Here is a 24,970-nt window from a genome sequence, read left to right as displayed (position 1 = left end):
GTCACGCAACCCTGGCGTCATGCGCCGCCCGCCGGGCCGGCGCATGTTTCGCGAGCGGCGTCAGGCGCAGCGGCAGCGCGCCTTTCGGCCGCAAGGCGAAGGTCGGCGCCAGCTCCAGACGATGGCCGGGGACGGTCTCGAAGCGGAACTCGCGCAGCAGCGTCGCGACGATGGTCGCCATCTCCGTCAGCGCGAAGCCCATGCCGACGCAGATGCGCGGCCCGGCGCCAAAGGGCAGATAGGCGTAGCGATGACGCGCCTTCGCCCGCTCCGGCGAGAAGCGGTCGGGGTCGAAGGCAGTCGGCTCCTCCCACAGCTTCTCGTGCCGATGCAGGCACCAGGTCAGCACATAGATGGGCTCCTTCGCGGCGACGCGATGGGAGCCGAGCGTCGTGTCCTCGCGCGGCTGGCGGCCGAGCGCGGCGAAGGGCGGGAACAGCCGCATCGACTCCTGCAGGACCTGCCGCGTGAAGGCGAGGTTTTCGACCGTCTCCGGCGTGATCTCGCCGTCGCCGGCGACGCGCTCCGCCTCCTCGCGGGCGCGCTGCTGGCTCGCCTGATCCTTGGCCAGCAGCCAGAAGGTCCAGGCCAGCGCGACGGCGGACGTCTCATGGCCGGCCAGCAGAAAGCCGTGCAGATTGGCGACCAGCTCGGCATCGGTCATCACGCGGCCGCTCTCCGGGTCCTTGGCCGACAGCAGAAGGCCGAGAATATCGCGCGTCGGCTCGGGCCGGGCGCGACGCTCGGCGAGCAGCTTCACCGTCTCCTCATGCAAAAATCGCGAGCCGGCGCGCGCCGAGAGCAGGCCCGGATAGGGCGTCCAATCCGGCGGCAGACGGAACATGGTGGCCAGCATGCGCCAGGCGAAGCTGCCGAGAACCGGCCGCAGCGCCGCGATGAAGCGCTCGCCGTCGAAATTCTCCGAGGCGCCGAAGACGGCTTTCTCGATGACGGCGAAGGTCGTGCGCGACATGGCCTCGGTGATCTCCACCTCGGCGCCGTCGCCGAGACGCCGCCACTCCTCCGCCTGCGCCTGCGCGCAGCGGACGAAGAAGGGAACCAGCGCCAGAATATTCTCATAGCGGAAGGCCGGCGAGATGGCGCGCCGCTGCCATTTCCATTCGGCGCCTTCCGAGAAGAACAGCGTGTCGCCCTCGACAGGCCCGCGCAGCGCCTTGGCGGCGATGTCGTCGCGGCGAAAGGCCTCGGCGCGCGTGACCAGCAGCTCCTCGATCAGCTCGGGGTCGACGACATAATGCATGGGCGGAATGACCGGCCACAGGCCCTGCGAGGTGAAAAAATCGGTCCGATAGGCCTCGGGCGCATAATTCTCGAGATAATTATGCGTCACCGCCCGATAGGACGGCTTCCGCCGCGGGCTGAAGGGCATGAAATCAGGATCGTGAAACATGAGGGCCTCCGCAATGATCGAGCTCCGCGGCCCGATCCTATCGGCGAGAAATTCGCTTTTTCTGTGATCTCGCGGGACTCGCCGGCTTTGCGGCGCCGCTCGGCCGCGCGCCCGGCCCTCGAGGCCCGGATGACGCGCGTGGCGGTTGCGTCCTCCCGCGATTGGCGGCATTTAGAAAAAATCCTGTCACCCGCGGCCCCGCCGGGCCCGCCCTTGAAAAGAGCGAGAGAGAATGAGCGCGACCGAGACCACCTCCACGAACTGGCTGCCCGACGCCAAGGCGGCTTTCGCCTCCGTGGAGGCGTTGTACGGGCAAGCGCTCGCCGCCGTCCGCGCCCGCGTCACCAAGGACGGCAAGCTCTCCAATGAGCTGATCGAGGTGGAGCAGCACGCCGCGCACGGCCTCTCCTGGTTCGCCACCTATGTGCAGGGCCTGCGCGAGCTGCTCGCCTACGCCGACCGCCTCTCGTCCGAGGGCGCCTATGGCGAGGTGGAGAATCTCCTCACCCGCATCGCTTTCGCCGAATATCTGGCGCAGGTCTTCGGCGGCATTCCGATGAGCCAGGGCGAGATCGTCCGCCTCTCCGATTTCGGCCTCTCGCCCGCCGATATCGCCGCCGCCGATATTCCGCAGGTGGACAGCCTCATCGCCTCCGGCCTCACCAGCGCCAATCGCGCCCGCCTCGCCGAGCTGATCGACCATAACGGCGCCGCCGAGACGATCGGCGCCACCGGCCTCGACGAGACGCTGGAGGCCATCCGCAGCGAGATGCGCAAATTCGCCGGCGACAATGTGACGCCGCACGCCCATGAATGGCATTTGAAGAACGACTACATTCCGCTCGAGGTCATTTCCGGCCTCGCGGAGCTGGGCGTCTTCGGCCTCACCATCCCGGAAGAATATGGCGGCTCGGGCCTCGGCAAGATCGCCATGTGCGTCGTCTCGGAGGAGCTGTCGCGCGCTTATATCGGCGTCGGCTCGCTCGGCACGCGCTCGGAGATCGCGGGCGAGCTGATCCTCGTCGGCGGCACGGAGGAGCAGAAGCAGAAATATCTGCCCAAGATCGCCACCGGCGAGATCCTGCCCACCGCCGTCTTCACCGAGCCGAACAATGGCTCCGATCTCGCGAACCTGCGCACCCGCGCGACGCGCGAGGGCGACGTCTACAAGGTGGTCGGCAACAAGACCTGGATCACCCATCCGGTGCGCGCCGATGTGATGACGCTGCTGGTCCGCACCAATCCCAACGAGAAGGGCTACAAAGGCCTCTCCATGCTGCTGGCCGAAAAGCCGCGCGGCACGGATGAGAATCCCTTCCCGGCCAAGGGCATGACTGGCGGCGAGATCGAGGTGCTCGGCTATCGCGGCATGAAGGAGTTCGAGATCGGCTTCGACAATTTCGAGGTGCCGGCCGAAAATCTTCTCGGCGGCGAGGAGGGCAAGGGCTTCAAGCAGCTGATGGAGACCTTCGAATCCGCCCGCATTCAGACGGCGGCGCGCGCGCTCGGCGTCGCCCAGGCGGCGCTCGATCTCGGCCTGCGCTACGCCAAGGAGCGCGTGCAATTCGGCAAGCCGCTGTTCGCCTTCCCGCGCGTCTTCGACAAAATCGTCACAATGGCGATCGAGATTCACGTCGCCCGCCAGATCACCTATTTCGCCGCCCGCGAAAAGGACGAGGGCAAGCGCTGCGATCTCGAGGCCGGCATGGCCAAGCTGCTCGGCGCGCGCGTCGCCTGGGCGGCGGCGGACAATGCGCTGCAGATTCACGGCGGCAATGGCTTTGCCTTGGAATATCCGGTCTCCCGCGTCCTCTGCGACGCGCGCATCCTCAATATTTTCGAGGGCGCGGCGGAGATTCAGGCGCAGGTCATCGCGAGGCGCTTGCTGGAAGGCTGAGACGGGAGCGAGCTGTCGGTCTCGCCCCCAGTCCCTCGCCCTGAGGAGCCCGCGGCAAGCGGGCGTCTCGAAGGGCGGGCCAAGGGCGAGATCGTCGGCTCTCTTCCCGCGCCGCGCCTTGGCCGAAGTTCGGCGATGCCTGGCGCGGCCCGCGCTTCGAGACGCGCCTTTCAGGCGCTCCTCAGCACGAGGGGGGAGTCGGCGAGGGATACGATGGAGGGCCTAGCGTGAGCATTTCGGCTAAATCCGTGCGCTTCGATGACGACAGCTTCTGGGTCGAGCTATCGGACGGGCGCACTCTCGGCGTTCCGCTCACATGGTTTCCTCGGTTGCTGCACGCGACTGGAGAGCAGCGCCTCGCTTTCACGATCAGCGACGAAGGCCTGCACTGGGACGCGCTCGACGAGGACATCTCCATACCGGGCCTGCTCGCAGGTCGCGGCGATCAGACGAAGCGCAAGCAGGCGGCCGCCTAGGACCGGCGAGCATGCCCAGACTCCGCGGCCTCCGCGTTAACGGGGAGGCGGAAGGCGGCGTCGGGCCACGATGCGCCATACTCTCTCATAATTCCATCCGCCTTTGGCGCGCCGAGGCCATTTTCCGCCCTAGCGAGCGCGAGCCCGCGCGGCCCGCCGGCTGAAGCGCGGCAATCCACCACGGTTGCCGTCGCCCCTTCCCCTTCCCAAATGGAGTCATGTGGGCGTTCAACGAAAGACGAAAAACATGACCAATATTGCCGTTCACAATGGGGCCTGGGTTCTCGTCGGCGACGGCCGCAGAGCCCTGTTTCTGCAAAATCACGGCGATCCCGATCTGCTCGATTTGCGCGTCGTGGAGGCGCGCGTCGACGTCAATCCGCCGACCCGCGAGCAGGGCAGCGACGCGCCGGGCCGCGCCTATGGCACGGCGGGAGCGCCGCGCAGCGCCGTGGAGAACGCCGATTGGCACGAGCTGGAGAAGGAGCATTTCGCGAGAACGATCGCCGAGCGCATCAACACCGCCGCCGAGGCCGGCGAATTGAGCGAGATCGTCATCATCGCCCCGCCGCGCGTGCTCGGCGACCTGCGCCAGGAACTGTCGCCGAAAGCCAAGAGCAAGGTGAAGGGCGAGCTGGACAAGGATCTGACCCGCCATCCTCTGCCCGAGATCGAGAAGGCTCTCGCGCGCGAGTTCCGCGCGGAAGGGTGAGCCGCGGCATTTTCGGACCCCGGCGCAGGGGCGGCTCTGCGCCGGGCTTTTGATTCGCTACAAAAAAAGCTGGACGCGGCTTCGGCTTTAATCATACTAATTTGATAGACTATATATATTTAAAGGAGCGTCAGATGCGGCTTCTCCACTACCTCGCTCATCGCCCGTCGTCCTCCAGCGGCGCGCTCATAGCATATGTCCTCGTCGCCTTCGCCGCCGACTCGGCGATCGCGACGCGCGCCCAGGAGGCGCGCATCGAGGACGTTCGGGTCGGAGCCGAAAGCCCGGCGCGGCGAGAGGACACGACGCTGCGCGAAACGCCCCGCTCGATCGGCTTCGTCGATTCCAAGAAGGCGGAAGAACAGCGCCTCGAGCGCCTCTCAGACTTTTCCCAGCTCGTGCCGAATTATCGACCCAACGAATCCAACCCCATCGCCTCGCGACCGGCGATCCGCGGCGTCAGCAGCACTGTGGGCCAGCTCAGCCGCGGCAATATCAACCCGGTCGGAGCCGAATTCGACACCGGCTACATCGTCGACAATATCTTCTGGAAATACGCCGGCTTCCAGGCAGGCGACCTCGTCGACATCTCGTCGTTCGAGCTGGCGCTCGGCCCCCAGGGAACGGCCGGCGGCAAAAATACGACGGTCGGCAATGTGGTCGTCTCGACGCAACGGCCCTCCTTCGAGCGCCAGGCGACGATCGAGACCAGCTTCGCCAGCTACAGCCGCCTTATCGAGAAGCTGAACGTCACCGGGCCGATCATCGACGACAAGCTGGCCTATCGCGTCACCGCCTATTTCGACAAGGGCGATGGCTGGATTCGGGATCAGGTCACCGGCGCGAGCTACCTGAACAATGATCGCTGGGGCGTGCGCGGGCAACTTCTCTATGTCGGCGACGACGTGACCGACCGCTTGATCTTCAGCGCCGGCGCACAGCACGAATACACGGCGATCGGCGCCTTTACGACGGGACCCGTCGGCGACACGTCGCTCATCTACGCCAATGGGACATTGCCGGCGCGCAGCTACGCGCAGAATGTCGCCGCGCGGCTCGGCAAGCGCATTCTCACTTTCGATCCCTATCGCCCCTATGACACGAACGCCGGAGGATTCGGCGAGCGTCACCTCATGGTCTCGAACGAGCTGAACTGGACTTTGGGCCGCCACACGCTGACGTCGCTCACCGCCTTCGGAAACTCGCGGGTGATCGGCAATAATCCATTCGGCAATCAGGAGCTCGAGACCAGCGTCGGCGTCTTCGCGCCCTATGTCGATCAGTTCTCCCAGGAGATCCGGCTCTCCTCGCCCAAGGAGGACCGCCTCGAATGGACCACTGGACTATTCTCGCTCTACGAGAACGCCTGGAGCCGCACCTACACGCGCTTCGGCGCCGACGCCGCCGCCTGGTACAGCCGGCCGGCGCTGCTGCGCGGCCTGCAGAACAATCGCGACAGCAAATCGCGGACCTTCAGCGTCGCCGGATATGGGCAGGGAACCTATCACATTGACGACGCATGGGCGCTCACCTTTGGCGTGCGCGACAGCCACGAGGTCAAAGAAGGCTCCGTCTTCAGCTGGGATCAGCTGTATGCCAATCAATATTCTTTCGCGCAGCAGGAGTCGGCCATTCGCGCCGGCGGCGGCCAAGCCTTGTTCGATACGGGCGGCCAGAGCAAGACCCTCAACTCGGTCACAGGGATCTTCAATCCGCAATATAAATTCGACGACCATCTCCTCTTCCACGCGCTCGTCGCGCGCGGCGAGAAATCGGGCGCAATCAACAATTCGGCCCAGCCCATCCTCGACAGCGCCCTCAATTTCAAAGGCTGGCAGCCTCTCGTCACCAAGCCGGAAACCTCCTGGGACTATGAGCTCGGCGTCAACACCAGCTGGCTCGACGACCGCCTCATCGCCAATTTCAATGTCTACTGGAACGACATCTATAATTTCCAGACGAGCCTCACCGACGCCTCCTACACAGACAGCACGGGGCAGCCGATCCGCACCTCCTATCTCGGCAATGTCGGCCATCTGCGGCTGCGCGGCTTCGAGTTCGTCGGCCGATGGAGCCCTGTGGAGCGGCTGTGGCTCTCCTTCAACGGCGCCTACACCGAGGCGCGCTGGATCGACTACGCCAACGCCACGCCGCCGACCGATTGGATCTGGCCGACGACAGCGGGCTCGCTCTCAGCGCCTCTCACTCTGTCACGCTCCAACACGCGATGGGAGAATCTGCCGCTGTGGTCGTTCAATGTCGGCGCGACCTACGATCATCCGCTCGGTCCGCTGCTTCGCGGCTTAGGACCGGAATGGGATCGTTCCGTCACCGGCTTCGGCTATGTCAATCTGGCCTGGCAGGACAAGACGCAGCTCACCGATCCGCACTCGGTGCTCCAATACTGGCAGCCCCCTTTCGCCATAGTGAACGCAGGCCTCGGATTGCGGACCGATGACGAGCAATACAGCCTGTCGATCTGGGCGAAGAATGTCTTCGACGAGCGGCCGCTCTATTCGTGGTCGCCGGGCGACGCCAGCAATCCGACCACGATCGGCCTGCCCAGCCAGCCGCGAGTCTTCGGCGGCACGCTGCGCGTCAGGCTCTTGTGACGAGCGCGCCTCTCAATAAGGCCCCACCGGAAAATATTTCAGATAGAGCTCGGCGTAGACGCCCTTTTGCGCGACGCGCGCCAGCGCGTAATCCAGCGCGCGGCGCAGGGCCACATTGTTCCTGCGCACCGCGACGCCGACGCCATCGCCGAAAAAGGCGGGATCGGCGTAAGGCCCGTCCTTGAACATGCAGCAATCGGCCGCGTCGGCGCCGTTCAGCCAAAAGGCCAGCGAGATGGCGTCGCCGAACATCGCATGGGCGCGGCCCTCCTTCAGCGCCGTGCGCGCCTGCTGCGCGCTGGGATAGGTCGCGAGCGTGGAGGCGGGGAAGAATTTCCGCAGATAGGCCTCATGCGCGCTGTCGGCGGCGACCGCTATCGTGCGATCGGCGAGCGCCTCGGGCGTCGCGCCGGGCAGCACCGAATCCTTGCGCACCACGAAGCGCCCCGGCGTCGTGTAATAGGGCTGGGTGAAATCCACCTTCTTGCGCATCTCGGGCGTGATGGCGAAAGAGGCGATGGCGGCGTCGCCGGCGTTTTCGTCCAGAGCGGCGACCAGCGTGTCCCAGCGCCGGCGCTGAATGGTGCAGGAAAGCTCCAGCTCCTCGCAAATGGCGCGCGCCAGATCGACGTTGAAGCCGGCGATGGTTCCGTCCGGCAGAGCGAAATCGAAGGGCGGAAAATCATCCTCGGTGAGAAAGCGGATCTGCTTGATCGTCGAGAGGTCGGGCTTTTCCAGCTTGCGGGCCGGGTCCCAGAAGGAGGGCGCCGCCGCGACGACGCTGTCCGCGGCGGAGGCCGGCGCGGTGACGGACACCATGATCGCCGCGAGCGTGCAGCGTAAGCTTGTCAAAATTTCGCTTCTGCGCCAAGCTTCCGCCACAGTTCTTTTCTCGCACATCATTCGAGGCCTCGCAGCCGCCCGGCGCGGCAGAGCCCGCGCGTCGCGGAGATTAGCGTATGAGCGTGAATCCGGTCGATAGGGTTTCGCCGTATCCGCCGGCGCCCCATCGCGACGACGGGGCCGTTTTCCCGCGCCGCCGCGAGCCGGAGTCCACGCTCGCCCGCCAGCGCGCCCGCCCGGCGCCGGAGACGCCCGCGCCCGGCGCCGGCCGGCCGCTTCCCCCGGAGATCGCCTTTCTCGCCGCCCATGGCGCGCCGCTGGTCATGCTGCAATATGGCGCGACCATCGCCCGGCGGCAGGGCGTGAAGGCCGACGCCGCGCTGATCGCCGAAGGGCTGATCCCAGAGGAGCGCTTCTATCGCATTCTGGCGGCCGAGCTGCGCGTCCCCTATCTCGAGGCGCCGCCCGCGCTGGAGCCGTCCGAGAGCCTGGAGCGGGACGCCGCGCGCGGCTACGCGCGTCTCGCCGAGGAGCCGCGAGGGATGCGCTGGCTGTTCGCGCCACGCGGCGACGATATCGCCCGGCTCGTCGGCGTGACGCGCTCTTCCGCCGGGCGGCCGCTCTTCGCCATCACCCGCCCCTCGCATTTCGAGGAGGCGCTGCGCCGCTCCTCGTCGCGCCGGCTGGCCGAGGCCGCCGCCTATTCGGTGGAGCGCGTCGCGCCGGAGCTGGCGGCGCGGCGGGCGCTCGGCGGCCGCGCGCCCATCGCTTTCGCGCTCGGCAATCTCATTCTGCTCGCGGCCTGGCTCTCGCCGGCCGGGCCGCTCTCGCGCGCCGCCGCGTCGCTGCTCGCTCTGCTGTTTCTCGCCAATATCGGCCTGCGCCTTTATTTCTGCGCGATCCGCAAAGCGGCGAGCGGCGCCGCGCCGGCCTTGGAGGAGCGCGATCTGCCGCTCTATTCCATTATCGTGGCGCTCTACGACGAAGCCGGCGTGGTTCCGCAATTGACCGAGGCGCTGGACGCGATCGATTATCCGCGCGCCAAGCTGGACGTCAAATTCGTGGTGGAATGCGACGACGCCGCGACCGTCGCCGCATTGCGCGCCGCGCATCTGCGGCCGGGGTGGGAGATCATCGTCGCGCCGCCCGGCGCGCCGCGCACCAAGCCGCGCGCGCTGAATGTGGCGACGCCCTTTCTGCGCGGCTCGCTCGTCGCCGTCTTCGACGCGGAAGATCTGCCCGACCGCGGCCAGCTGCGTGACGCCGCTGCGCTGTTCGCCGTCGCGGATGAAACTCTCGCCTGCCTGCAGGCCAGCCTGTTCATCCATAATCATCGGCGCAGCTGGATGACGGCCATGTTCTGCATCGACTACGCCGTCCTGTTCGATGTGATCGACAAAGGCGCCTCGGCGGCCGGCCTGCCCTTTTTCCTCGGCGGCTCCTCCAATCATTTTCGCCTGTCCGCGCTGCGCGCCGTCGGCGCCTGGGACGCGTTCAATGTGACGGAGGACGCCGATCTCGGCCTGCGGCTGGCGCGGCGCGGCTATACGGTCCGCACCTTCGCCTCGCGCACGCAGGAGCAGGCGCCGACGCGCTTTACCGCGCTGGTGGCGCAGCGCAGCCGCTGGATGAAAGGCTGGATGCAGACGGCGCTGGTCCATTGTCGCGAGCCTTCCGCCTATTTCGCCGATCTCGGCGCCCTGCGCGGCGTCACGACGCTGGCTCTATTGGCGGGCGGCTTCGTCGCGCCGCTGCATGGGCCGATCTTTCTCCTCTGCCTCGTCCATGACGCGGGTTTCGGCGCGCTGCTGGCGCCGAGGACGCTGGCCGACGGCCTCGCCAGCGTCCTCTTCTGCCTCATCGCCGCCGGCGGCCTCGCGGCCAGCGCCTGGCCGCGCGCGGTCGCCATGGGCGAGGCGGATATTCTCTGGCTCTGGCCGGCGCTGCTGCGCTGGCCGCTGTGGAGCCTGATGCTGTCCCTCGCCTCCTGGCGCGCCTTGCGCGAGCTGTGCGTCAGGCCGTTCTATTGGGACAAGACAGAGCATTTCCCGATCGCCGGAGCGCGGAACCGATGAGACCATGACCCGCAGACGCGCCCGCGCGCCCTCGAGCAGGGCCGCGCCCCCCGAGCCGGCGGCCGAGGACGACAAAGCCTCGACCGTCGCCAAGCATTCGCTGGTCATCGCCGGCCACAGCACCAGCGTGTCGCTGGAGCGCATTTTCTGGGAGGCGCTGAAGGCGGCGTCCGAGGAGGAGGGCTGCTCGCTCGCCGGCCTCGTCGCGCGCATAGACGCCGGCCGCGGCCGCGCCAATCTCTCCTCCGCCCTGCGCGTGTTCGCCATGGAGCGGGCGCTCGGCCGCAAGAGCGGCTGACCTGGGCCGATCAGGCGAACGCCCCAAAGGGCGCGCTCACCCTCCCCTTCAGGGGGAGGGTCGGATGGCGCAGCCATCCGGGGTGGGGTTCCACGCGAAAGATTCGGGGCGTTCACCCCTCTCCCGATCGCCTTCGGCGCTCGACCTCCCCCCCTCGAGGGGGAGGTGGAAACGCCTCTCTGGGCCCCGCTTCTCGTTCACCCGATCGCCCTGGCGCCCGCTTCCGTCCCGCCTGCGTCTTATGTTATCGCAAGTCCCGGAGGGACCGAACACATGACCGAATCCGCACCCCGTCGCGACAAGCCCTGGCTGTTCCGCACCTATGCCGGCCATTCCACGGCCAAGGAGTCGAATCTTCTCTATCGCTCCAACCTCGCCAAGGGCCAGACGGGTCTCTCCATCGCCTTCGATCTGCCGACCCAGACCGGCTATGACAGCGATCACATTCTCTCGCGCGGCGAGGTCGGCAAGGTCGGCGTGCCGGTGTCGCATCTCGGCGACATGCGCACTTTGTTCGACGGCATTCCGATCGCGGATATGAACACGTCGATGACCATCAACGCCACCGCCGTCTGGCTGTTCGCGCTCTATATCGCGGCGGCGGACGAGCAGGGCGCGCCGCGCGCAAAGCTGCAAGGCACGACGCAGAACGACATCATCAAGGAATATCTGTCGCGCGGCTCTTATGTGTTTCCGCCGGCGCAATCGCTGCGGCTGACGCAGGACCTCATTCTCTTCACGACGAAAGAGTGTCCGAAGTTCAACCCGATGAATGTCTGCTCCTACCATCTGCAGGAGGCCGGCGCGACGCCGGCGCAGGAGCTGGCCTATGCGCTCGCCACCGCTTGCGCCATTCTCGACGGGGTGAAGACCGCCGGCCTTTCGGAAAAGGATTTCGCCGAGGTGGTCGGCCGCATCTCCTTCTTCGTCAACGCTGGAATGCGCTTCGTCACCGAGCTGTGCAAGATGCGCGCTTTCGTCGAGCTGTGGGACGAGATCACGCGCGACCGCTATGGCGTCACGGACGAGAAATCCCGCCGCTTCCGCTATGGCGTGCAGGTGAATTCTCTCGGCCTCACCGAGCAGCAGCCGGAGAACAACGTCTATCGCATATTGATCGAGTCGCTGGCCGTCGTGCTGTCGAAGAACGCGCGCGCCCGCGCCGTGCAGCTGCCGGCCTGGAACGAGGCGCTCGGCCTGCCGCGGCCCTTCGATCAGCAATGGTCGCTGCGCATGCAGCAGATCATGGCTTATGAGACCGATCTTCTGGAATATGGCGACATATTCGACGGCAATCCGGCGATCGCCAAAAAGGTCGCGGCGCTGAAGGAAGAGGCCGTCGCCGAGCTGAAGAAGATCGACGAGCTGGGCGGCGCCGCTGCGGCGGTCGAGGCCGGCTATATGAAATCCAAGCTCGTCGAGAGCAACACAGCGCGGCTCGAGGCGATCGAGGCCGGCGAGCAGATCGTCGTCGGCGTCAATAAATTCACCGAGGGCGAGCCCTCGCCGCTCACCGCGGGCGACAATCAGATCATGGTCGTGCCGGAGCATGTCGAGGCCGAGCAGATCGCGCGGCTGAACGCTTGGCGCGAGCAGCGCGACGCCAAGGCTGCGCAGGCGGCGCTGGACGCGCTGGTGCGCGCCGCGAAGGAAGGCCGCAATATGGTCGAGCCCTCGATCGCCGCCGCCAAGGCCGGCGTGACGACGGGCGAATGGGGCACGGTGCTGCGCGGCGTGTTCGGCGAATATCGCGCGCCGACCGGCGTCTCCGCCACGGCGCGGCAGGTCGGCGGCCAGCTCGACTCGGTGCGCGAGGAGGTGCAGCGCGTCTCCACCAAGATCGGCACGCGCGCGAAGTTTTTGGTCGGCAAGCCGGGCCTCGACGGCCATTCCAACGGCGCCGAGCAGATCGCCGTGCGCGCCCGCGACGCCGGCTTCGAGGTGATCTACGCCGGCATTCGCTCGACGCCCGCCGAGCTGGTCGAGACGGCGCAGAAGGAAGGCGCGCATTGCGTCGGCCTCTCCATTCTGTCGGGCTCGCATGTGACGCTCGCCCATGAGGTGCTGCGGCTGATGAAGGAGAAGGGCCTCGGCGAAGTGCCGCTCGTCGTCGGCGGCATTATCCCGCCGGCCGACGAGAAGCTGCTGCGCGACAATGGCGTGGCGGCGGTCTACACGCCGAAGAACTATGATCTCAACGCGATCATGACCGATCTCGCGCAGATCATCGAGAAGAGCGTGGAGGGGCGCGCGTAAGGCGCCTCATCGCCTCGCGCTCTGGACTGATTTTCCATCGCGTCGCTGCGGCTGTTATGGCCGGGCTTGTCCCGGCCTATCCACGCCGAGCAGCTGAGAAACCGAAGGAAAGCGCCCGCCCTCGACGGGTTTCATCCCACGTCGGGCGCCGCCGCAGCTACGGCGTCACGCCGAGCTTTCTAAGACACGCTCGGCGTGCTGGCGTGGATGGGCCGGGACAAGCCCGGCCATGACGTCGCGGGGCGAGGTGGAGGTTGAGGGAGGCCTTCGACACAATCAGGACGAATGTCGTCGCGGGAAAGTTGAACGGAGCCGCCGACATGCTATCTTGTGTTCCATGACGGCTCTGACGATCGACACGCTCGCCATCGCGCAAATTCTACGCAAGAGAGGCTTCTCGGAAGAGCAGGCCATCGGCGTCGTCGAGGCGTTTCGCGAGATCGACGCGGGTCTTCTCGCGACCAAATCGGATATTCGCGAGGTCGAGGCCAAGATCGAGACCTCCGCCGCGAACCTCAAGGTGGACATTCTCCGCTGGCTCGTCGTCACGCAGCTTGCGCTCGGCGGCTTCCTGATCGCGGCGCAGAAGCTCCTTCACTAATCCGCGGCGCGCCTATTTCCGCAGCCACTCCGGCACAGAATCCAGCGCGATCAGCTGTTCCACGCTCGGGCGCTCGCGCACCACGGCCCATTTGTCGCCATCGACGAGAACCTCCGGCGCGAGCGGGCGGCTGTTGTAGGTCCCCGCTTGCACCGCGCCATAGGCGCCGGCCGTCAGAATGGCCAATAGATCGCCCTGCGCCGGCTCCGGGATGGAGCGGCCGAGCGCGATATAATCGCCCGTCTCGCACACCGGCCCGACGACGTCGGCGATAATGCGCGGATGCGACGGCGCCGCCTCGGCGACCGGGATCAGCTCGTGCCAGGCGTCATAGAGCGTCGGGCGCACGAGATCATTCATGCCGGCGTCGACGATGACGAAGGACTTGGCCTCGCCCTGCTTCACATAGAGCACGCGCGTGACCAATATTCCCGAATTGCCGACGATGAGCCGCCCCGGCTCGAACAGCAATTTGCACCCGAGCCCGGCCATATGGCGGCGCACGATCTCGGCGTAGCGATCCGGGTGATAGGAGGCCGGGTCCTCGCCCTCGTGATAGGGAATGCCGAGACCGCCGCCGAGATCGACATGGGAAATGTTGTGCCCATCGGCGCGCAGCCCTGCGACCAGCTCGGCGAGCAGCGAGAAAGCCTCGTCGAAAGGCGCGAGATCGGTGATCTGCGAGCCGATATGCATATCGACGCCCGTGACCTCTATGCCGGGCAGCTTCGCCGCATGGGCGTAGATTTCACGCGCGCGCGACAAAGGCACGCCGAATTTATTCTCGGCGAGGCCGGTCGAAATTTTGGCGTGGGTCTTGGCGTCGACGTCGGGATTGACGCGCAGCGAGATATGCGCGCGCTTGGCCCTAGCGGAGGCGATGCGGGAAATCTCGGCGAGCTCGGGCTCCGATTCCACATTGAAGCAGAAAATGCCCTCGTCGATGGCGAGCGCGATCTCGGCCTGCGTCTTGCCGACGCCCGAGAAGGTGATCTTGCTCGCGGGAACGCCGGCGGCGCGGGCGCGCTTCAGCTCGCCGCCGGAGACGACGTCCATTCCGGCGCCGAGGCCGGCGAGCAGCGTCAGCACGGCCTGATTGGAATTGGCCTTCAGCGCGTAGCAGACCAGCGCGTCGAGCCCGGCGAAGGCCGCCGAGAAGACCTGGAAATGCCGGCGGATCGTCGTCGCCGAATAGCAGTAGAAGGGCGTCCCGACCTGCTCGGCGATCTTTGCCAACGGAACATCGTCGGCGTGCAGCGCGCCGGCGCGATAGTCGAAGTGATGCATGTGGCTCGTTCAGTCCAGCAGAGGATCGAGGATGAAGGGATATTGCTCGGGCGGCCGGAAGCCCGGCGTGCCGGGGATATATTCCACCGCCTTCACATCCTCCGCGACCGGCGTCTTGCCGCCGGCGGGGGTGAGCGTCGTCTTCTGCACGACGACGGCCTTGGGCCGCGCCGCGACCTCCGGCGGATAGTCGAGCGGGCCGCGCCGCCCGCAGCCGGAGAGCGCGAGCGCGAGAATCAGAAGCGTCGCCGCCGAACGCGGCCGGAGCAGATCAGCCATAGGTCTCATCCATCGGAGCCGGATCGGGCCGGCACTATAGACGAAAGCGCGCGGATGACGAGTTCGTTGCTCGCCCCCTCCCCAGCCCTCCCCCGCTTCGCGGGAGAGGGAGCAGATTGCGCGCTTCATCGAGATTTCGCGTAACGCCGGCCGCCTCCCTCTCCCGCGAAAGCGGGGGAGGGTGAGGGAGGGGGCAGCCGCCTCTACTTCTTCGCCAATTGCTTCAGCCAGCGGCGCGCCTGCTTGCGCACATTCTCCGGCGCCGTGCCGCCGTAGCTCGTGCGGCTCTTCACCGATTTCTCGACGCCGAGCACGCTGAACACATCCTCCGTGATGCGCGGCTCGACCTCCTGCATCGTCTCCAGCGGCAGCTTCTCGAGGCCGAGATTGCGCTCGGCGGCGATGCCGACGATGCGGCCTGTCACATGATGCGCCTCGCGGAAGGGCAGATTCAGCGCGCGCACCAGCCAGTCGGCGAGGTCGGTGGCGGTGGCGTAGCCGGCGCCCGCCGCCTTGCGCATGCGCGGCCGATCGACGCTCATGTCGCGAATCATGCCGGCCATCGCCGCCACGCAGAGCGCGAAATTGTCGAGCGCGTCGAATGTGCCTTCCTTATCCTCCTGCATATCCTTGGAGTAAGCGAGCGGCAGGCCCTTCATCACGATCAGCATCGCCTGCAGCGCGCCGATGATGCGTCCCGTCTTGCCGCGCACCAGCTCGGCGGCGTCGGGATTGCGCTTCTGCGGCATGATGGAGGAGCCGGTGGTGAATTTGTCGGAGAGCGCGACAAAGGCGAATTGCGAGGTCGTCCACAGCACGATCTCCTCCGCGAAACGCGAGAGATGCGTCGCCGAGATCGCCATCGCCGAAAGTGTCTCCAGCACGAAATCGCGATCGGACACGCTGTCCAGCGAATTCGCGGTCGGCCGCGCGAAGCCGAGCGCCTTGGCCGTCTTCTCGCGATCGATAGGGAAGGAGGTGCCGGCCAGCGCCGCGGCGCCCAGCGGCGATTCGTTCAGCCGCGCGCGGGCGTCGGCGAAGCGGCCGCGGTCGCGCGCCAGCATTTCGACATAAGCGAGCAGATGATGTCCGAAAGTGACGGGCTGGGCCGATTGCAGATGGGTGAAGCCGGGCATGACGCTGCCGGCCTCCTCCAGCGCCTTTTCGGCGAGAGCGAGCTGAAGGTCCGCCAATTGCGCGTCTATGTCGTCGATCGCGTCGCGCACATAGAGGCGGAAATCGGTCGCCACCTGATCGTTGCGCGAGCGCGCCGTGTGCAGCCGCCCGGCCGCCGGGCCGATGAGCTCGGCGAGCCGCGACTCGACATTCATATGAATGTCCTCGAGCGCCCGCGAGAAGGTGAATCGTTCCTCCTCGATTTCGCCGCGGATTTGTTCTAGACCACGGGTGATGGCGGCGGCGTCCTCGGCCGAGATTATGCCGGTCTCGGCCAGCATGGCGACATGAGCGAGGGAGCCCCGCACATCTTGTGGGCCGAGGCGCTTGTCGAAATCGATGGAGACGTTGATCGCCTCCAGGATCGCGTCGGTTGCGCTCTGAAAGCGGCCCCCCCATATTTTGCTCGTCATAACTCCTCGCGGAACAGGGATCGATGACCGACCAGATGGAAAGCTCCAGCCGAGGCAATCTGCCGAAAATCGCGGGCGCGACTCTCGCCGTCGCCGCTATCGCCGGCGTTCTATACGTGAATGGCGGCGGCAGCGGCAAGACGAGCGCGGTGAGTCAGGCCTGCGCCGCCTCCCGCGACACCTCGCAGCGCGTGTCGGCGCTCGCCAAGGGCGAGGTGGCGGCCATGGCCATCGCCAATGAGCCGGAGCCCATGCCGGAAGTGACCTTCACCGGGCCGGACGGCCAGCCGCGCAAGCTCGAGGATTTCAAGGGCAAGACGGTTCTGCTCAACCTCTGGGCGACATGGTGCGTGCCCTGCCGCGGCGAGATGGCCGCGCTCGACCGTCTGCAGGCGGCGGCCGGCTCGGACAAGTTCGAGGTGGTGACGATCAATGTCGACACGTCTCGGCTCGAACGGCCCAAGGCTTTTCTCGGCGAGATCGGCGCGAAGAATCTTGCCTATTACGCCGATCCCAAGGCCGAAATCTTCTTCCAGCTGCGCCAGAGCGGCCAGGCGCTGGGCTTGCCGACGACCTTTTTGATCGACGGCTCCGGCTGCCAGATCGGACTGATGCAGGGGCCGGCCAATTGGGATTCGGAAGAAGGCCGCTCTCTGGTGACGCGCACGGCAGAGCTCTCCTCGCGGCCGACGCCCTGAGGATGACGCTTTGAGCGACGACATATTGCGGCCCTGGGAGGTCCGCGCTTCGCGGACGCTCGTTCGCGACCGATGGATCAATCTGCGCGCGGATCATTGCGTGACGCAGCGCGGCGTCTCGCTCGATCCCTATTACGTGCTGGAATATGAGGATTGGGTCCATGTCGTCGCTCTGGACGAGGAGGACCGTCTGCTGCTGGTGCGGCAATATCGTCATGGCGCGGGCGTGACGTCGCTGGAGCTGCCCGGCGGCAAGCTGGACGCGCATGAGAGCGACCCGGTAGCCGCCGGCGCGCGCGAGCTGCTGGAAGAAACCGGACACGCTGCGCCATCATTACGACATTTGGCGCGTCTTTCACCCAATCCGGCGACGCACTCGAATTGGGTGCATGTCCTCTATGGCGAAGGCGCGAAAGAGGTCGCGCCGATGAAGCTCGACAGCACCGAAGACATTCGCGTCGAGCGCATCGCCTGGCGCGAGGCCCTCGCGCTGGCGTTGGGCGGCGGCGTTATCAACGCCGCTCAAGTCGGGCTGCTGGTCATCGCGCTGACGCAGACAAAAGGCGTCAAGATCGGCGGTTAGGGCTCTCCCTTCTTCCACTTGTGGGAGAAGGCGGCCCGGCGCAGCCGGGTCGGATGAGGGTCCGACCGACCGCGACGCGATCTCTGTTCATCACTGTTCTCGACGAGCCCTCATCCGACCCTCGCTGACGCGAGGGCCACCTTCTCCCGCGAGCGGGAGAAGGGAGAATGCCGAGCGCTGCGTCAGGCCTTGGCCGTCTGCGCGTGCGGAATGCCTTCCTTGTCGAAGAGGGCGATCAGCTCGCCGGACTGGAACATCTCGCGGGTGATGTCGCAGCCGCCGATGAACTCGCCCTTCACATAGAGCTGGGGAATGGTCGGCCATTGCGAATAGGCCTTGATGCCGTCGCGAATGAAGGGGTCGGCCAGCACATTGACGCTCTTGAAGGGAACGCCGACGTGGCCGAGAATCTGGCAGACCTGCATGGAGAAGCCGCACTGCGGCGCAGCGGGCGTGCCCTTCATGAACAGCACGACGTCGGCGCTGTCGATCTCGTTCTTGATCGCGGTAGTGGTGGAGTCGGACATGGGGATTACCTCGTCTAGCGGAATTCAAGGTTCCGTTGCAGGCGGCCCGGCGAGCGCCGCCGGGCGTGGAAACGATTCTTAGAGCGCGATCGTGGTCAGCGCCAGAGCATGCAGCTCGCCGCCGAGGCGCTCGCCGAAAGCCTTGTTGACCATCTGATGCTGCTGCACGCGGCTCTTGCCGCGGAAGGACTCCGACTTCACCGAGGCGGCCCAATGATCGCCGTCGTCGGCGAGCGCGGTGATCTCGATCACGGCGTCCGGTATGGCCACCTTGATGAGACGCTCGATTTCACTTCTTTCCATCGCCATTGCGCTTCGACCTCCTAAAAGCCTAGAGCGAAGACGCTGTCGTCCCCGGCCATATAGGCCGGCAACGGCGCCTGCTGCGCATGTTGCACGTCGCAAAGCAATATCGGCGCCTCGCCCGGCAGATGCAACTCGTTTCCGCCGGTCGCGCCGAGAGCGAGAACCGCCACGCCCGCGGCCTTCGCATCGGCCTCGATCGCCGCCGCTTCCGCGGGCTCGGCCACGACCAGATAGCGCGCCTGATCCTCGCCGAAGAGCGCCGCATGGGCCGGGCCATCCGGCAGGCGGTCTATGGTCGCGCCGACGCCGCCGGCGATCGCCATTTCGGCGAGCGCCACGGCGAGGCCGCCGTCCGAGAGGTCATGGACGGCGAGCGCCCGCCGCTCGAGCACGAGCGCGCGCACGAAATCGCCATTGCGCTTCTCGGCCAAAAGATCGACCGGCGGCGGCGCGCCGTCGCGGCGGTCGGCGAGATCGCGTAGATAGAGCGACTGGCCGAGCCAGCCTTTCGTCTCGCCGATGAGCAGAATGGTCTTGCCGCCCGCGGGCAAAGCGATGGTCGAGGCGAGCGCGACATCCGATATCACGCCGACGCCGCCGATCGCCGGGGTCGGCAGAATGCCCGTCCCTTGCGTTTCATTGTAGAGCGAGACATTGCCGGAGACGATCGGGAAGTCGAGCGCGCGCGCCGCCTCGCCGATGCCTTCCAGGCAGCCGACGAACTGGCCCATGATCTCGGGCTTTTCGGGATTGCCGAAATTGAGATTGTCGGTGAGCGCCAAAGGCTGGCCGCCGCGCGCGGAAATATTGCGCCAGGCCTCCGCCACGGCTTGGCGGCCGCCCTCGGCCGGATCGGCCGCGCAATAGCGCGCCGTTACGTCGGTGGTCAGCACCAGTCCCTTGCGCCCGTCGCGGATGCGCACCACGGCGGCGTCGCCGCCCGGCGCGCGCACCGTATTGCCGAGAATGAGATGGTCATATTGTTCCCACACCCAGCGCTTGGAGCAGAGGTTCGGCGTCGCCAGCAGGGCCAGCAGCGCGCGCGCGTTGGGCGCGACGGGCGCGATGGTCGCGGGGTCGAGAACCGGCGGCTTGGGCGTCGGGACATGGGGCCGGTCATAGACCGGGGCCTCGTCGCCGAGCTCCTTGATCGGCAGATCGGCCTCGACGACGCCCTTGTGCCTGACCACGAAGCGCAGATTGTCGGTGGTCTTGCCGATGATCGCGAAATCGAGGCCCCATTTCACGAAAATGGCCTCGGCCTCTTTCTCCTTCTCCGGCTTCAGCACCATGAGCATGCGCTCCTGGCTCTCCGAGAGCATCATCTCATAGGCGGTCATGCCTTCTTCGCGGCAGGGCAGGGCGTCGAGATCGAGCTCTATGCCGAGATTGCCCTTCGCGCCCATTTCCACGGCGGAGGAGGTGAGGCCGGCCGCGCCCATGTCCTGGATGGCGATGACGGCGCCCGAGGCCATCAGCTCGAGACAGGCCTCGAGCAGCAGCTTCTCCGAGAAGGGGTCGCCGACCTGCACGGTCGGGCGCTTCTCCTCGGCGTCGGCCTCGAAGGAGGCGGAGGCCATGCTGGCGCCGTGAATGCCGTCGCGGCCGGTCTTGGAGCCGAGATAGACGATCGGATTGCCGACGCCCGCCGCCGCCGAATAGAAGATCGAATCGGTGCGGGCGAGGCCGACCGCCATGGCGTTGACGAGAATATTGCCGTCATAGGATTGGTCGAATTCCGTCGAGCCGCCCACTGTCGGCACGCCGAAGGAATTGCCATAGCCGCCGACCCCCGCGACCACGCCGGCGACGAGCCGCCTGGTCTTGGGGTGAGCCGTCTGGCCGAAGCGCAGCAGATTGAGACAAGCGATCGGCCGCGCGCCCATTGTGAAGACGTCGCGCAGAATGCCGCCCACGCCGGTCGCCGCGCCTTGATAAGGCTCGATGAAGGACGGGTGGTTGTGGCTCTCCATCTTGAAGACGCAGGCGTCGCCCCCGCCGATGTCGATGACGCCGGCGTTCTCGCCCGGCCCCTTGATGACCCAGGGCGCTTTGGTCGGCAGCTTGCGCAGATGAATGCGCGAAGACTTGTAGGAACAATGCTCGTTCCACATGGCCGAGAAGATTCCGAGCTCGGTGAGGCTCGGCGCGCGGCCGATCAGCGCGACAATGCGCTCATATTCGTCTTGCTTCAGCCCATGCGCCAAGGCCGCTTCGAGCATTGTGTCTCCCCCGCCGGACGCGGCCTCGCCGCGGATTTCGGCTCATGTTTCGGGTAAGTCGAATTGTCGCAGCCGCGACCGAGCTTTCAGAGCGGGCGGCGCCGGCGAATCTGCCGCGATTCTGCCGCTTCGCCCCAGAAAGGCCGCAAAATCCGGCGCTTCGCCCTCCGATTAATAGGATCGCCGCGCAATGGCAACTGTCGCGGGCTGTTGCCAAAGAGTCACAGCCGGAGAGAAAGAATTATGAGACGAGGCGCTCTTTGATCTAGATCAAGTCTTCCCGTCGAAAATCGGAGCAATTTGATCGCCGACTCGGACAGGCGCCTCGCGCGCCGTCCTAAGATCAATCGACGGGGGAGCCTGATGAGAAGTGTTTTGCGCGGCGCGCTCGCCGCATCCGTGTTGACCGCAGCGAGCGCTACGGTTCAGGCGGCCGATCTTCCTTCGTTGAAGAGCGCGCCGCTGCCGCCGCCTCCTCCGGCTTTCAGCTGGACCGGCCTCTACGGCGGTATCAACATCGGCTATGGCTTCGGCGATTCCAGCCGGGAGACGGGTGGTCTCGGTTATATTTCGGCGGGCTCGCTCGCTCCGGTCACGCCGCTGGGCTCGGCCTGGGGCGCCTCGCAGGATTTGCACGGCGTCATCGGCGGCGGACAGGTCGGCTATAATCATCAGGTCAACCCCTGGCTGGTTCTCGGCCTCGAGGCCGACATTCAGGCCTCCGACGCGGAGAGCAAGGCCAAATCGGCGGTCGGCGTCTTCGACGGAAATGGCGCGCATCTGCAGAGCGCCGATTCGACCAAGGCGGTCGACTGGTTCGGCACTGTGCGCGGCCGCGTCGGCTTCGTGCTTCCGTCCATTCCCAATCTGATGATCTATGGCACGGGCGGCTTCGCCTATGGCCAGGTGATCCATAATGTCGGCTTCGCGGATAATTTCGCCGCCGCGGGCGCCGGCTTCGCCGGAGCCGCCCTCGGCCACGGCTATTCCGACGACACGCGCACCGGCTGGACGGCAGGCGGCGGCGTCGAGTGGTCGCCGATCCCGAACTGGTCGATCAAGGCCGAATATCTCTATGTCGATCTCGGCTCGACCAACGCCAATTCCGTCTCTCTGAACGGCGGCACGGCGGCGATCCTCGGCACGACGACGCCCGTCTTCGCCGCGACGCAGAATTCGCCGACCCGCTTCCACAATGTCCGCGTCGGCCTCAACTGGCACTTCGACCCCTTCGCGCCGGGCCTCGTCTCGCGTTCCGACGGCCTGTCGTCGCTCAAGGAGCCGCCGCCGCCGGCCTTCGTCGACAGCTATCAGCCCTTCCAGGTTCGCCTGAAGGTCGGCAGCGTGATTCCGCTGGACGGACATGGCACTGTCTATGATCAGGGCATCGGCCATCCGGCGCTCGGCTCCATCGGCCGCCTCTCGGGCCTCACCGGCGCGAATGGCGTCATCGCCGGCGCCAGCACCAACACCTCGACGTCGATCGTTCCCATGCTCGACGTGGCCTATTACCTGACCAAGAACTGGGCGATCGAGGCGATCTGCTGCGTCGCGCCGCATCACATTCAGGGCACGGGCACCATCGCCAGCGACTTCGCGCGCGCCTGGGTGTTCCCGCCGTCCCTGATGGCGCAGTATCACTTCACCAACTTCGGCCAGTTCCAGCCCTATCTCGGCGTCGGCGCGAATTTCACGGCCTTCTGGGGCACGCGCGTCAACAACGATGTCTGGGGCATCCCTTTCGCGGCGGGCTCGGCGCTGGCCGGTCTCGGCCTGCCCGGAGCGCTCGCCACCTTCCAATGGGCGACTGTCGCTCCCTCTTGGGGCGTCGTCGGCCAGGCCGGCTTCGACTATATGTTCAACGAGCATTGGGGCGTGAACGTCGACGTCAAATACATCGGCATTCATCCGATGGTTCACGCGACGGCCGTCGCTTTCGTGCCGGGGGCGGCGGCGCTCGGCCCGATCTTCGTTCCGGTCAAAGTGTCGCTGCCGATCAACCCGATCGTCGTCTCGGCGGGCGTCACCTATCGCTTCGGCGGCGGCCTGCTGCAGCCCGTGCTCGCCAAATATTGAGCGATACGCAAAGCGAAAGAAAAACAAGCCGGCTCCGAAAGGGGCCGGTTTTTTTGTCGGCCCGATTGCGATTCGCCTTGTTCTTTGCCGCCTCGCCGCTAGGATTCGGCCGGTTACGTGTTCGATTCGGTTCAATGCGACGATTCGCCGGCCCTTCCGGCGCGCTTTCCCGAAGGATCTGAACATGGAAAATCCGATCGACGCGCCGCCTTCCGATCATGCCGAGCCGAGCCAGGTCGAGCCTGCGCTCGAAGCTACGCTTCCCGGCGAGCGCGACGAGGCGTCGGATGCTCCGGGACGGACGGGCGCCGGCTTCGCCAACGCCCCGGCCTTGCTCGTCACCCAGGGCAAGCATCGCTTCTACACTCTGGTCCTGCCGAGCGATCTGCTCGCCGCCACCTGCACGGTGGAGGCGAGGCTGGACAATCCGATCGACGGCTTTCAGCGCCTGCTCGACAAAAAGCGCGCCCGCGAGATCGCCGATTATATCGACAGCGGCTTCGGCAGCGTTCCGAGCGCGATCATTCTCTCCGCGCAGCCGCGGGCGCAGCTGCAATTCGACCGCAAGAGCGGCGAGCTGACCTTCCGCAAGGACCCGCGCTCCTTCCTCATCATCGACGGGCAGCATCGCGTCTATGGCTTCAATCTGGCGGCCAAGAGCGTGAAAGTGCCGGTCGTCGTCTACAATAGGCTGACGAGATCGCAGGAATGTCAGCTGTTCATGGATATCAACACCAAGCAGCGTCCGGTGCCGCCGGAACTGCTGCTGGACATTCGCCGCCTCTCCGAATCGGAGACCGAGGCCGAGGCGCTGCTGCACAATGTCTTCGACCTCTTCTCCAATGACGAGAGGAGCGTGCTCTCCGGCCTGCTCAGCCCTTCAGAGCGGCGCAAAGGCAAGATCTCGCGCGTGACCTTCAACGCCGCGCTGAAATCCATCGACGGCGCTTTCGTCGACGCTTCGGCGCAGGACGTCTATCAGGTGCTCAACGCCTATCTGCGCGCGTGCCTCAACGGGCTGCGCTATCATGGCGCCGAGGCGAACATCGCCAATCCAGCGCTGTTCAAGGCGCTGGTCCTGCTCTTTGCAAATGTCGCCGAGCGCGTCTCCGACCGCTATGGCGGGCGCTACACCACGCAGAATTTCGAGGACATTCTCGGACCCTTTTTCCGCAAGCTGAAGAAGAGCGAGCTGCCCAAGCCCGCGACCGGCCATTTGGCGCTCTATGAGCATTATCGGAAAGCGCTGAGCTCGGGCTTCTCGCTCAAGCAATGGCTGTTCGCCTGAGCCTTCGCCGGCCCGAGCGCATCGGGCGCCGCCATCAGTCCCTCACCCTGAGGAGCCCGCGAAGCGGGCGTCTCGAAGGGGCGCCGCTGCGTGGCGCTGGATCGTCCTTCGAGGCTTTTTGCTGCGCAAAAAGCGCCTCGGGACGAGGGGCTGGATGTTTTCACTCCGGCTCTGATCGCGACTCTTCCAGCCGATGGGCGTCGAGCTTTTCTTTCTCGAGACGCGCGGTCGCTTCGCCGAGCTCCCGCTCGGCCTTGGTGCGGCCATGGGCGATGCGATTGGCGTCCGCCTCCGCCTTTTTGGCTCGCTTGTCCCTGACCTTGCGGGCGCGTCGCAGATTGACGATCTCGCCCATGGCGAATCAGGTCTTCTTGCGGAAGGCGTCGATGGAGACGATCTTGGCGGCGTCGCCGCCGCTCTCCTCGGTCGCCGGGGCTGGTTCCTGACGCTTCTCGCTGCGGGCGGCGCGCGGGCCGGGCCGGGCGGGCGGCGTCTCGCCGGCGGCGGCGGGCTGCGGCCGCGTCGGGAAACGGGCCGGCTCCTGCTCCTCCTCATGCACGGGGGCGAGCTCGTCCACCTCCCATTTGAGGCCGAAATCGACGGAAGGGTCGGAGAAGACCGTCACCGCCTCGAAAGGCACATAGAGCTGCTCGGGAATGCTGCGGAAGGACAGGCCCACCGAGAAGCCGCGCTCATCGACCACGAGATTGGAATATTGATGCTGCAGGATGATCGTCATCTCCTGCGGCCATTGCTCGGCGAGGCGCTTGGAGATTCTGACCCCCGGCGCCTTGGTGCGGAAGCTGATGGTGAAATGATGATCGCCCGGCAGACGGCCCGCGGCCGCCGCATCGGCGAGAACCTTGCGCATGACGCTGCGAAGCGCGTCCTGGACGAGAAGATCGTATCTGATGAGGTCGGTGGACATGACTCT

22 protein-coding genes are annotated in these 24,970 nt (G+C 66.1%); 12 read left to right on the top strand and 10 right to left on the bottom strand.

From position 1 onward, the window contains the following. Position 1: 1 nt before the first annotated feature. A complete protein-coding gene (locus ACT53T_RS21115; protein ID WP_476162715.1) occupies positions 2 to 1,411 on the bottom strand; it encodes a cytochrome P450 in 1,410 nt (469 codons plus the stop codon). Between the two features lie 232 nt (positions 1,412 to 1,643). Here ACT53T_RS21115 and ACT53T_RS21110 point away from each other — a divergent pair, with 232 nt between their 5' ends. From ACT53T_RS21110 to ACT53T_RS21095, 4 genes are all read left to right on the top strand, one after another. Next, positions 1,644 to 3,308, top strand: a complete 1,665-nt coding sequence (locus tag ACT53T_RS21110) for an acyl-CoA dehydrogenase family protein (protein ID WP_476162714.1) — start codon at positions 1,644 to 1,646, stop codon at positions 3,306 to 3,308. 227 nt (positions 3,309 to 3,535) lie between these two features. Beyond that, positions 3,536 to 3,784: a DUF2442 domain-containing protein gene (locus ACT53T_RS21105; RefSeq protein ID WP_161912034.1), complete on the top strand. Its 249-nt coding sequence runs from the start codon at positions 3,536 to 3,538 to the stop codon at positions 3,782 to 3,784. 247 nt (positions 3,785 to 4,031) lie between these two features. Next, complete coding sequence (locus ACT53T_RS21100) at positions 4,032 to 4,496, top strand: baeRF12 domain-containing protein (RefSeq protein ID WP_476162713.1); 465 nt, start codon at positions 4,032 to 4,034, stop codon at positions 4,494 to 4,496. A gap of 134 nt (positions 4,497 to 4,630) precedes the next feature. Next, entirely contained in the window at positions 4,631 to 7,108 is a 2,478-nt protein-coding gene (locus ACT53T_RS21095) for a TonB-dependent receptor (protein WP_476162712.1), read from the top strand. Between the two features lie 12 nt (positions 7,109 to 7,120). On the opposite strand, the gene ACT53T_RS21090 is transcribed toward ACT53T_RS21095, so the two are convergent. After that, positions 7,121 to 7,927 carry a transporter substrate-binding domain-containing protein gene (locus tag ACT53T_RS21090; protein WP_476162829.1) on the bottom strand — a complete coding sequence of 269 codons (807 nt, stop codon included), beginning with the start codon at positions 7,925 to 7,927 and terminating at the stop codon, positions 7,121 to 7,123. A 140-nt stretch (positions 7,928 to 8,067) separates the two neighbouring features. Between ACT53T_RS21090 and ACT53T_RS21085 the strand changes: the two genes are divergently transcribed. From ACT53T_RS21085 to ACT53T_RS21070, 4 genes are all read left to right on the top strand, one after another. Then, positions 8,068 to 10,026 carry a glycosyltransferase gene (locus ACT53T_RS21085; RefSeq protein ID WP_476162711.1) on the top strand — a complete coding sequence of 653 codons (1,959 nt, stop codon included), beginning with the start codon at positions 8,068 to 8,070 and terminating at the stop codon, positions 10,024 to 10,026. 4 nt (positions 10,027 to 10,030) lie between these two features. Further along, positions 10,031 to 10,324 carry a ribbon-helix-helix domain-containing protein gene (locus tag ACT53T_RS21080; protein ID WP_036294002.1) on the top strand — a complete coding sequence of 98 codons (294 nt, stop codon included), beginning with the start codon at positions 10,031 to 10,033 and terminating at the stop codon, positions 10,322 to 10,324. A gap of 273 nt (positions 10,325 to 10,597) precedes the next feature. Beyond that, positions 10,598 to 12,580 (top strand): protein meaA, encoded by a 1,983-nt coding sequence (locus ACT53T_RS21075; protein WP_476162710.1) that lies wholly within the window; start codon positions 10,598 to 10,600, stop codon positions 12,578 to 12,580. Between the two features lie 337 nt (positions 12,581 to 12,917). Then, positions 12,918 to 13,181: a hypothetical protein gene (locus tag ACT53T_RS21070; protein ID WP_036294006.1), complete on the top strand. Its 264-nt coding sequence runs from the start codon at positions 12,918 to 12,920 to the stop codon at positions 13,179 to 13,181. 12 nt (positions 13,182 to 13,193) lie between these two features. On the opposite strand, the gene lysA is transcribed toward ACT53T_RS21070, so the two are convergent. From lysA to argH, 3 genes are all read right to left on the bottom strand, one after another. After that, positions 13,194 to 14,468, bottom strand: coding sequence for a diaminopimelate decarboxylase (gene lysA, locus ACT53T_RS21065; RefSeq protein WP_476162709.1), 1,275 nt, complete (start codon positions 14,466 to 14,468; stop codon positions 13,194 to 13,196). Between the two features lie 9 nt (positions 14,469 to 14,477). Continuing rightward, a complete protein-coding gene (gene lptM / locus ACT53T_RS21060) occupies positions 14,478 to 14,747 on the bottom strand; it encodes an LPS translocon maturation chaperone LptM (RefSeq protein ID WP_400769995.1) in 270 nt (89 codons plus the stop codon). 203 nt (positions 14,748 to 14,950) lie between these two features. Then, on the bottom strand, positions 14,951 to 16,336 hold the full coding sequence (gene argH, locus ACT53T_RS21055; protein ID WP_476162708.1) for an argininosuccinate lyase: 1,386 nt from the start codon (positions 16,334 to 16,336) through the stop codon (positions 14,951 to 14,953). Between the two features lie 23 nt (positions 16,337 to 16,359). On the opposite strand from argH, the gene tlpA reads away from it, so the two are divergent. Both tlpA and ACT53T_RS21045 read left to right on the top strand, forming a co-directional pair. Beyond that, positions 16,360 to 17,034, top strand: a complete 675-nt coding sequence (gene tlpA / locus ACT53T_RS21050; RefSeq protein ID WP_476162707.1) for a thiol:disulfide interchange protein TlpA — start codon at positions 16,360 to 16,362, stop codon at positions 17,032 to 17,034. A gap of 10 nt (positions 17,035 to 17,044) precedes the next feature. Continuing rightward, positions 17,045 to 17,617: an NUDIX hydrolase gene (locus ACT53T_RS21045; protein WP_476162706.1), complete on the top strand. Its 573-nt coding sequence runs from the start codon at positions 17,045 to 17,047 to the stop codon at positions 17,615 to 17,617. Positions 17,618 to 17,799: 182 nt separating this feature from the next. On the opposite strand, the gene grxD is transcribed toward ACT53T_RS21045, so the two are convergent. The 3 genes from grxD to purL all read right to left on the bottom strand — a co-directional run bounded on the left by grxD (position 17,800) and on the right by purL (position 20,672). Continuing rightward, positions 17,800 to 18,144, bottom strand: coding sequence for a Grx4 family monothiol glutaredoxin (gene grxD, locus ACT53T_RS21040; protein WP_400769991.1), 345 nt, complete (start codon positions 18,142 to 18,144; stop codon positions 17,800 to 17,802). A 78-nt stretch (positions 18,145 to 18,222) separates the two neighbouring features. Then, positions 18,223 to 18,453 (bottom strand): BolA/IbaG family iron-sulfur metabolism protein, encoded by a 231-nt coding sequence (locus ACT53T_RS21035; RefSeq protein ID WP_018267018.1) that lies wholly within the window; start codon positions 18,451 to 18,453, stop codon positions 18,223 to 18,225. 14 nt (positions 18,454 to 18,467) lie between these two features. Beyond that, a complete protein-coding gene (purL, locus tag ACT53T_RS21030) occupies positions 18,468 to 20,672 on the bottom strand; it encodes a phosphoribosylformylglycinamidine synthase subunit PurL (protein WP_476162705.1) in 2,205 nt (734 codons plus the stop codon). 363 nt (positions 20,673 to 21,035) lie between these two features. Here purL and ACT53T_RS21025 point away from each other — a divergent pair, with 363 nt between their 5' ends. Together ACT53T_RS21025 and ACT53T_RS21020 are read left to right on the top strand one after the other, a co-directional pair. Then, positions 21,036 to 22,748, top strand: coding sequence for an OmpW family outer membrane protein (locus tag ACT53T_RS21025; RefSeq protein ID WP_476162704.1), 1,713 nt, complete (start codon positions 21,036 to 21,038; stop codon positions 22,746 to 22,748). Between the two features lie 184 nt (positions 22,749 to 22,932). Continuing rightward, positions 22,933 to 24,036, top strand: a complete 1,104-nt coding sequence (locus ACT53T_RS21020) for a DGQHR domain-containing protein (RefSeq protein WP_476162703.1) — start codon at positions 22,933 to 22,935, stop codon at positions 24,034 to 24,036. A gap of 160 nt (positions 24,037 to 24,196) precedes the next feature. Here the strand turns inward: ACT53T_RS21020 and ACT53T_RS21015 are convergent, their stop codons facing one another. Further along, positions 24,197 to 24,391 carry a DUF4169 family protein gene (locus ACT53T_RS21015; protein WP_476162702.1) on the bottom strand — a complete coding sequence of 65 codons (195 nt, stop codon included), beginning with the start codon at positions 24,389 to 24,391 and terminating at the stop codon, positions 24,197 to 24,199. Between the two features lie 6 nt (positions 24,392 to 24,397). After that, positions 24,398 to 24,964: an SspB family protein gene (locus ACT53T_RS21010; RefSeq protein ID WP_476162701.1), complete on the bottom strand. Its 567-nt coding sequence runs from the start codon at positions 24,962 to 24,964 to the stop codon at positions 24,398 to 24,400. Positions 24,965 to 24,970: the final 6 nt, after the last annotated feature.

Source organism: Methylosinus sp. DMC45 (genome assembly GCF_056313885.1).
This window is presented reverse-complemented; position numbering and strand designations above follow the sequence as displayed.

What these genes read in the sequence shown, in the direction of transcription:
- ACT53T_RS21010 (WP_476162701.1), bottom strand. Translation starts at nt 24,964, where the DNA reads ATGTCCACCGACCTCATCAGATACGATCTTCTCGTCCAGGACGCGCTT.
- ACT53T_RS21070 (WP_036294006.1), top strand. Translation starts at nt 12,918, where the DNA reads ATGACGGCTCTGACGATCGACACGCTCGCCATCGCGCAAATTCTACGC.
- ACT53T_RS21085 (WP_476162711.1), top strand. Translation starts at nt 8,068, where the DNA reads ATGAGCGTGAATCCGGTCGATAGGGTTTCGCCGTATCCGCCGGCGCCC.
- ACT53T_RS21035 (WP_018267018.1), bottom strand. Translation starts at nt 18,453, where the DNA reads ATGGCGATGGAAAGAAGTGAAATCGAGCGTCTCATCAAGGTGGCCATA.
- ACT53T_RS21080 (WP_036294002.1), top strand. Translation starts at nt 10,031, where the DNA reads ATGACCCGCAGACGCGCCCGCGCGCCCTCGAGCAGGGCCGCGCCCCCC.
- purL (WP_476162705.1), bottom strand. Translation starts at nt 20,672, where the DNA reads ATGCTCGAAGCGGCCTTGGCGCATGGGCTGAAGCAAGACGAATATGAG.
- ACT53T_RS21095 (WP_476162712.1), top strand. Translation starts at nt 4,631, where the DNA reads ATGCGGCTTCTCCACTACCTCGCTCATCGCCCGTCGTCCTCCAGCGGC.
- argH (WP_476162708.1), bottom strand. Translation starts at nt 16,336, where the DNA reads ATGACGAGCAAAATATGGGGGGGCCGCTTTCAGAGCGCAACCGACGCG.
- ACT53T_RS21015 (WP_476162702.1), bottom strand. Translation starts at nt 24,391, where the DNA reads ATGGGCGAGATCGTCAATCTGCGACGCGCCCGCAAGGTCAGGGACAAG.
- ACT53T_RS21025 (WP_476162704.1), top strand. Translation starts at nt 21,036, where the DNA reads ATGAGAAGTGTTTTGCGCGGCGCGCTCGCCGCATCCGTGTTGACCGCA.
- ACT53T_RS21100 (WP_476162713.1), top strand. Translation starts at nt 4,032, where the DNA reads ATGACCAATATTGCCGTTCACAATGGGGCCTGGGTTCTCGTCGGCGAC.
- grxD (WP_400769991.1), bottom strand. Translation starts at nt 18,144, where the DNA reads ATGTCCGACTCCACCACTACCGCGATCAAGAACGAGATCGACAGCGCC.
- tlpA (WP_476162707.1), top strand. Translation starts at nt 16,360, where the DNA reads ATGACCGACCAGATGGAAAGCTCCAGCCGAGGCAATCTGCCGAAAATC.
- lptM (WP_400769995.1), bottom strand. Translation starts at nt 14,747, where the DNA reads ATGGCTGATCTGCTCCGGCCGCGTTCGGCGGCGACGCTTCTGATTCTC.
- ACT53T_RS21115 (WP_476162715.1), bottom strand. Translation starts at nt 1,411, where the DNA reads ATGTTTCACGATCCTGATTTCATGCCCTTCAGCCCGCGGCGGAAGCCG.
- ACT53T_RS21110 (WP_476162714.1), top strand. Translation starts at nt 1,644, where the DNA reads ATGAGCGCGACCGAGACCACCTCCACGAACTGGCTGCCCGACGCCAAG.
- ACT53T_RS21020 (WP_476162703.1), top strand. Translation starts at nt 22,933, where the DNA reads ATGGAAAATCCGATCGACGCGCCGCCTTCCGATCATGCCGAGCCGAGC.
- lysA (WP_476162709.1), bottom strand. Translation starts at nt 14,468, where the DNA reads ATGCATCACTTCGACTATCGCGCCGGCGCGCTGCACGCCGACGATGTT.
- ACT53T_RS21075 (WP_476162710.1), top strand. Translation starts at nt 10,598, where the DNA reads ATGACCGAATCCGCACCCCGTCGCGACAAGCCCTGGCTGTTCCGCACC.
- ACT53T_RS21090 (WP_476162829.1), bottom strand. Translation starts at nt 7,927, where the DNA reads ATGGTGTCCGTCACCGCGCCGGCCTCCGCCGCGGACAGCGTCGTCGCG.